The organism is Achromobacter dolens, assembly GCF_902859745.1.
Lineage (GTDB): Bacteria > Pseudomonadota > Gammaproteobacteria > Burkholderiales > Burkholderiaceae_B > Achromobacter > Achromobacter dolens.
The window spans coordinates 1-6,597 of record NZ_CADIJW010000093.1; the positions used below are offsets into that span (position 1 = coordinate 1).

Genomic DNA, 6,597 nt, shown 5'->3' on the forward strand with positions numbered 1-6,597 from the left:
CGGTGATCGCGGCCGTGGCGGCAGCGCTGGCCGCCGCGCTGGTGCGCTCGCGCAACCGCGAGCTGGGCGGACACGGCGACGCGCCGGCCGGCCACTGAGGCGTCGCGGGCGCGCCACGTCTTTTGAATTCTTTACGATTGGCCGGCAAGGCCGGGAGTAATCTGGCGACGCCCCCTTACCGGACAGGAAGCGCCGCCATGCCATTTCTTGCCAGCGCCCATCTGCTGCGCCACCGCGACGGCCATGAGGCCCGTGTCACCTTCGTCGAGCTGTTCTTCGACCTGGTCTACGTCTTCGCGGTCACTCAACTATCCCACAGCCTGCTGCACGACCTGACCCTGATGGGCGCGGTGCACACGCTGGTGCTGTGGTTCGCGGTGTGGCTGGGCTGGCAATACACCTGCTGGGTCACCAACTGGTTCGATCCCGACGCGCTACCGATGCGGCTGATGCTGTTCGGCGTGATGCTGCTAGGGCTGGTGGCCGCCGCCGTGCTGCCCGGCGCCTTCGGCGAAAACGGGCTGATCTTCGCGATCTGCTACGTGCTGATCCAGGTGGGCCGCACGCTGTTCGTGGTGCTGCACCTGGGGCCGTCGCATCCGCTGGCGCCGAATTTCCGCCGCATGCTGGGCTGGCTGTGCATCTCGGCGGTGTTCTGGATCGCCGGCGGTCTGTCTTCGGGCGACACGCGGCTGGCGTTGTGGATCGTGGCGGTGGCCTGCGAATACCTGTCGCCCATGGCCGGCTTCTGGCTGCCCGGCCTGGGCCGCTCCAGCACCCGCGAATGGACCATCGAGGGCGGCCACCTGGCCGAGCGCTGCCAGTTGTTCGTGATCGTGGCCCTGGGCGAGACGCTGCTGATCACCGGCGCGACGCTGGGCGAGCACCCGCACTGGGACATCCCCACCCTGATCGCGCTGCTGGCCGCGTTCCTGGGCACGGCGGCGATGTGGTGGGTGTATTTCGACACCAGCAGCAAGGACGGCAGCGAGGCCATCGCGCACCACGCCGATCCGGGCCGGGTTGGGGCCTACTTCCATTACGTGCACGTGATCCTGATCGCGGGCGTGATCGTCTCGGCGGTGGCCAATGAACTGGTCATCCTGCACCCGGACGGCCGCATCGTCACGGCGGCCGCCGCCGCGCTGCTCGGCGGCCCGGCGTTGTACCTGCTGGGCAACGGCATCTACAAGACAGTGGTGTATGGCCGCTTCCCGCTCTCGCATGTGGCGGGGCTGGTGCTGCTGGCCATCCTGGCGCCGATCGCGTTCGTCACCGACAACCTGATGGTCGGCGGGCTGACGACGCTGATCATGATGCTGGTGGCCGGGTGGGAAAGCGTGTCGCGGCGGCGGATGCGGGTGGCGCACTAGAGCGGCCAGGGGCCAACGGCATCGTTGCGCGCCGCATCAACGCCGCTTGCCGAACACCGACTTCGGCGCGCGGCCATGGAAGCGGGTAAACGCAGCGCTGAAATTGGCCGGGTGGCGGTAGCCGACCCGGTAAGCCGCCTGCGCCACCTGGCAGCCGGTCTCCAGCAATTCCCAGGCGCGGCGCATGCGCATCTCGGTCAGCAGCCGCATCGGGCTGTTGCCGTATAGCGCGCGAAAGCCCTGCTTGAGCTTGAATTCATTCAACCCGGTCGCCAGGCACAGGTATTGCACCGTCAGTTCGCGATCCATCTGTTCGCGCATCAGCGCATGGGCCCGCTCCAGCCGGGCAATGTCGGCCTGGCTGAACCGGCCCGCCGCTGGCGCCGGCGCCAACGCGCGCAACTGGCGTGACAGCACGGTCAATGCCTTGATGTGGATGTCCAGCGGGTCGCTGGCCCGCACCAGCTCGGCCGCGACGGCGGCCAGGTCGGCGCTGGTGCGGCCCTGCGCCAGCCGCCGCAGACCGCCAGCGCCGAACAGCGCCTCGGCCTGGGCATGGCCGGCGTAGCGGCGCAGCGCCGCCTCGCCCACCAGCAGGCGCAGTTGCGAGACGGTGCAGCCGCCCAGATAGCGGCGCTCGCCCAGGTGACGGCGGAAGGCGGTCACCGTGGTCTGGCCTCCGCGGAAATCCAACTCGGCGCCGTCCGCGCCGCGATAGGCCGAGACGCCGCCCAGGGCCAGCGTGATGACCAGCGTGCGCCCGCCATGCGCGGCGGCATTCTCCTCGATCAGGTCGTGCACGGGTGTGTATTGCGAATGCACCAGGGCCAGGCCCTCGCCCAGGTCCAGGCGGTCGGCCACGCACTCGCCCAGATCCGCCGGCAGCGCCAGCCGCGACCAGCCGGGACGGACGGCCGGACCGGGTTGGGCGAGCGTGGCGGAGATGCGCAGGGACATGGTTTCGACGGGAGGTGGCGGGTGGCGGGACGGGACCGGGATGGCGCCGGGACGGGTGCCTGAAATCGGCTCAGGCGCGGCTGCGCCGGCATGCATATGAATCCATCCGGTTCGCATATGAATGCTAATGATAGGCGTTCGCATAAAGAAATACCATCTTCGGGACGGCGCCGCGCGTCCGGCCGCCGTGACTGCTTGCACAGGAATCCCGATGAATCGCCCTCTTCCCCACCCTCGCGCCGCCTGGGTTGTGCTGTGGCTTTGCGCCACGCCCGCCGCGCTGGCGCAGACTGCCGTGCCTTCGGCGGCGCCCGCCTCCCCGCATTCTTCCGCGCCTTCCGCCGCGTCAACGCCGGTTGCCGCCGCCGCGCAACTGCCCGCCATCACCGTCACCGCCGACAAGCAGGAACGCGCCCTCGAATCGCTGCCCGGCAGCCTGTCGGTGTTCGACGGCGACATGCTCGAAAGCCAGGGCGTCGTCGACCTGGAGGGCCTGCAGCGCATCACGCCCGGGCTGACGTTCCAGCCGTTCGGCCAGGCCGGCGTCAATGCGGCCGTAATGCGCGGCCTGTCGGCCAATTTCTTTTCGTTCTCGACCTCGACCCTGCTGGTGGTGGACGGCGTGCCCACGCTGATGGCGCAGGGCTTCGACGACCAGTTGCTGGACATCGACCGCGTCGAAGTGCTGCGCGGCCCGCAATCGGCGCTCTATGGCCGCAACGCGGAAGCCGGCGTCATCAACGTCCATACCCGCCAGCCGGACGACAGCCTGCGCGGCAGCGTCTCGACCACCGTAGGCAGCCGCGACCTGCGCATGCTGCGCTTCGACCTGAGCGGGCCGATCATCGACGACACGCTCTACGCCAGCGTGGCCGGCGCCTGGCGCGGCCAGGACGGCTTCATCGACAACACCTACACGGGCCGGCGCGAGGACGACCGCGAACTGCGCAACGGCAAGCTGGCGCTGCGCTGGACGCCGTCGGCGCGCACCGACGCCACCTTGCGCTATGCGCAGATCAACTACCGCGACGGCGCCGCGCTGTGGGGCTCGCCCACGGCCTCGCGCGCCACCGTGGCGTCCGGCACGCCGAGCTGGAACCGGTCCATCGGCCGCAGCGCGTCGCTGTCGCTGCGCCACGACCTGGACGACGGCCTGCGCCTGACGTCGGTGACGGCCTGGAACGATCTGCGCGACCGCGTGCAGCAGGACACCGATTTCCAGCCCGCCGACCTGCTGCACATCGCCCGCGACCACCATTTCCGCAATCTGTCGCAGGAGCTGCGGCTGGAGGGCGCGCTCGGCCGCGCCCACTGGCTCGTGGGGCTGTACGCCGACGGCGACGACCATGACCTGCGCAACACCCAGAAGATGCCGCGCGGCCTGACCGAAAGCGTGGTGCGGCTGCGCGGCCAGTCCGGCGCCGCCTTCACCCACTGGAGCGTGCCGCTGGCCGAGCGCTGGACCCTGGAGGCCGGCGCCCGCGTCGAACGCGACGCCGTGCGCTTCACGCCGCAAGGCGACAGCGCGCGCCGCGCCGACTGGACCCGCGTCACGCCCAAGCTGGCGCTGCAATACGCCTTCGCGCCGCGCCAGCAGGTCTATGCCTCGGTCGCGGATGGCTTTCGCGCCGGCGGCTACAACGTGTTTTCGCCAGCGGCGGACTACGCCGCCTACCAGCCGGAAACGCTGCGCGCGTACGAGATCGGCGCCAAGGGCTGGCTGCCCGGCAACCGCCTGCGCTACGCCGCCGCCTTCTACGTGATGACGGTCGACAACATGCAGGTGCAGCAGATGCCGCTGCCGGGCCTGGTGTACGTCACCAACGCCGCGTCGGCGCGTTCGATCGGGGCGGAATTCGAGCTCGAATACCTGCTGGGCCGGGGCTGGTCGTTGCAGACCGGATTGGGCCTGAACCGCACCCGCTTCAGCCACTTCCGCGACGGCGCCAACGACTACAGCGGCAACCAGAACCCGTTCGCGCCGCGCCTGAACGGCCACCTGACCGCGCGCTACGACGCCCCCGCCGGCTGGTCCGCGCAGGCCTCGCTCAGCGGCACCGGCCCGGTCTACCTGGACGCCGCCAACCGCTACCGCCGCAACGGCTACGCGCTGGTCAACCTGGCCGCCGGCGTCACCGTTCGACAGGTGGAAATCGCCGCCTACGTCAACAACCTCGCCAACCGCCGCTACGACGCGGTGGGCTACCAGAACGGCATCGTCACCGTCTACAGCCCGCCACGCGAAGTTGGCCTGCGCCTGACCTGGCGCCTTTGATCGTCAACACAAGGAACCCGCCATGCCGACTTCCCCCCTGCCCCTGCAACGCTATTGGGACCTGGCCGCCGCGCCGGTCGAAACCGCCGCGCTCGACGCCGCCCTGGAACTGGACCTGTTCGCGCACCTGGTCGCGCCGGCCAGCGCCGCGCACGTCGCGCAGGCGCTGGCGCTGCGCCCCGCCGCCGCCGAGCACCTGCTGGACCTGCTGTGGAGCCTGCGCCTGCTGCACCGCATCGCCGGCGAGCCGCCGCTCTACCGCTGCGGGGTCACCGCGCGCGACCACTTCGTGGCGGGACGGCCCCACTACTGCGGCGACGCCTGGCGCTACCGGCGCCGCGCGCTGGCGCAGTCCGGCGAGCAGTTGATGCAACGGTTGCGCCAGGATCCCGCCGCAACATCCGCCGCCCCGTCCGAGGCCGGCGCATGGGCCAACGCGGCGCGCGTGCAGATCGCTCAGGAGCAACGCGCCCTGGCCGTGGCGGCGGCGCGCGAGGCGGTCGCCTGCGTGCCCGGCGCCGACGCGGCGCGCCGCATCCTCGACCTGGGCGGCGGTCCGGGCCTCATCGGCATCGCGCTGGTGCAGGACCGCCCGCAGGCCAGCGGCGTGGTGTTCGACTGGCCCGAGACCGCCGCCGTGGCGCGCGAGAACATCGCCGCCGCCGGGCTGGCGGCGCGCATGGTGGCGGTGGGCGGCGACCTGGCCACGGCCGATATCGGCGCCGGCTACGACCTGATCTGGTGCTCGTCGGTGCTGCATTTCGTGCCCGACGCCGCCGCCACGATCCGCAAGATGCACGACGCCCTTGCACCGGGCGGGCTGCTGGTGATGGCGCATGCCGAGGTCCCGGACGACGCCGACGCCGCCGCGCGCGTGTTGCGCTATTACCTGCCGATGCTGCTGCTGGGGCGGCGCGTGACGCGCCAGGGCCAGTTGGCGCAAGCGCTGCGCGCCGCCGGCTTCGCCGAAGTGCGCGGCTTCGATTCCGACCGCTTTCCGCTGGCGCCGCTGCATGTGCTGTCGGCGCGCCGGACCGCGCCATGACGCCGCGCCTGCGCCACGGCCTGGCCCAGGCCCTGTTCGGCTGGCTCAACCTGGCGCTGACCGCGCCGGGCGTCTATCTGTGGCTGGGCCTGCCGCTGGTGCTGCGCCAGCACGGCTGGTCCGGCACCGCCCTGGGCCTGTTCCAACTGGCCAGCCTGCCGACGGTGTTCAAGTTCCTGCTGGCGATGCCGCTGGACCGGCGCGGCGCGGGCCGTGGCGGCTATCGCCGCTGGACGGTGGCGCTGCTGCTGGCCTACGCCGCCGTGCTGCTGGCGCTGGGCTGGCGCGACCTGCTGAATGACGGCGTCACGCTGTTCGCGCTGGCGGCCGCCGCCGCGCTCGCCGGCACCTGGGCCGACGTGCCCGTCAACGCGCTGGCGATCCGCGTGCTGCCTGCGGCCGGCCGCGCCTCGGCGGGCGGCATCCGCTCGATGGCGCTGTGCCTGGGCGCCATCGCCGGCGGCGGCCTGATGCTGCTGGCGCAGGCGCGCTGGGGCTGGCAGGCGCCGTTCCTGATCATGGCGGGCGCGCTGGCGCTGGGCGCGGCGCTGACCTTGCTGCTGCGGGAGAGCATGGATGCCGGGCGAGCCGACGACGGCGCGATTGCCTCGCGCGACGAACACCTCGACACGAACGACGCGGCGACACTGGATGAAACAAAGGGGCAACCCCGCTCGCCCCCGCAAGCCGCCGACACCACCTCGACCACGCGCCACGCCATCGCTTACCTGCGCCTGCCCGCCAGCCGCCGCTGGCTGCCGCTGCTGGCTCTGCTGTTCCCCTTCATCGGCGCCGGCTGGTTCTATCTGAAGCCGCTGCTGCTGGACCAGGGGCTGGCGCCGCAACGCGTGGCCTGGCTGGTCGGCGTCGCGGGCGGCGCGGTGGGCGCCGTGGCCAGCATCGCGGGCGCGCGGCTGCTCAAGCGCCTGGGCGCGGGCCGCGCGGTG

Annotated in this window: 5 protein-coding genes; 4 read left to right on the forward strand and 1 reads right to left on the reverse strand. The window is 71.6% G+C overall.

From position 1 onward, the window contains the following. The first annotated feature begins 197 nt into the window (after window positions 1-197). Window positions 198-1,373 (forward strand): low temperature requirement protein A, encoded by a 1,176-nt coding sequence (locus tag HV783_RS28960; protein ID WP_175190322.1) that lies wholly within the window; start codon window positions 198-200, stop codon window positions 1,371-1,373. A 36-nt stretch (window positions 1,374-1,409) separates the two neighbouring features. On the opposite strand, the gene HV783_RS28965 is transcribed toward HV783_RS28960, so the two are convergent. Next, window positions 1,410-2,330 carry a helix-turn-helix transcriptional regulator gene (locus HV783_RS28965; RefSeq protein WP_175190323.1) on the reverse strand — a complete coding sequence of 307 codons (921 nt, stop codon included), beginning with the start codon at window positions 2,328-2,330 and terminating at the stop codon, window positions 1,410-1,412. 211 nt (window positions 2,331-2,541) lie between these two features. On the opposite strand from HV783_RS28965, the gene HV783_RS28970 reads away from it, so the two are divergent. The 3 genes from HV783_RS28970 to HV783_RS28980 all read left to right on the forward strand — a co-directional run. Further along, window positions 2,542-4,605 carry a TonB-dependent receptor gene (locus tag HV783_RS28970; protein ID WP_175190324.1) on the forward strand — a complete coding sequence of 688 codons (2,064 nt, stop codon included), beginning with the start codon at window positions 2,542-2,544 and terminating at the stop codon, window positions 4,603-4,605. A 22-nt stretch (window positions 4,606-4,627) separates the two neighbouring features. Then, complete coding sequence (locus HV783_RS28975) at window positions 4,628-5,650, forward strand: class I SAM-dependent methyltransferase (RefSeq protein ID WP_175190325.1); 1,023 nt, start codon at window positions 4,628-4,630, stop codon at window positions 5,648-5,650. After that, window positions 5,647-6,597 (forward strand): MFS transporter (locus tag HV783_RS28980; RefSeq protein WP_175190326.1); only part of this gene is annotated, 951 nt, incomplete at its 3' end. The genes HV783_RS28975 and HV783_RS28980, both read left to right, overlap by 4 nt.

Coding starts and splice junctions, on each gene's coding strand:
- HV783_RS28960 (WP_175190322.1), top strand. CDS start 198: ATGCCATTTCTTGCCAGCGCCCATCTGCTGCGCCACCGCGACGGCCAT.
- HV783_RS28965 (WP_175190323.1), bottom strand. CDS start 2,330: ATGTCCCTGCGCATCTCCGCCACGCTCGCCCAACCCGGTCCGGCCGTC.
- HV783_RS28970 (WP_175190324.1), top strand. CDS start 2,542: ATGAATCGCCCTCTTCCCCACCCTCGCGCCGCCTGGGTTGTGCTGTGG.
- HV783_RS28975 (WP_175190325.1), top strand. CDS start 4,628: ATGCCGACTTCCCCCCTGCCCCTGCAACGCTATTGGGACCTGGCCGCC.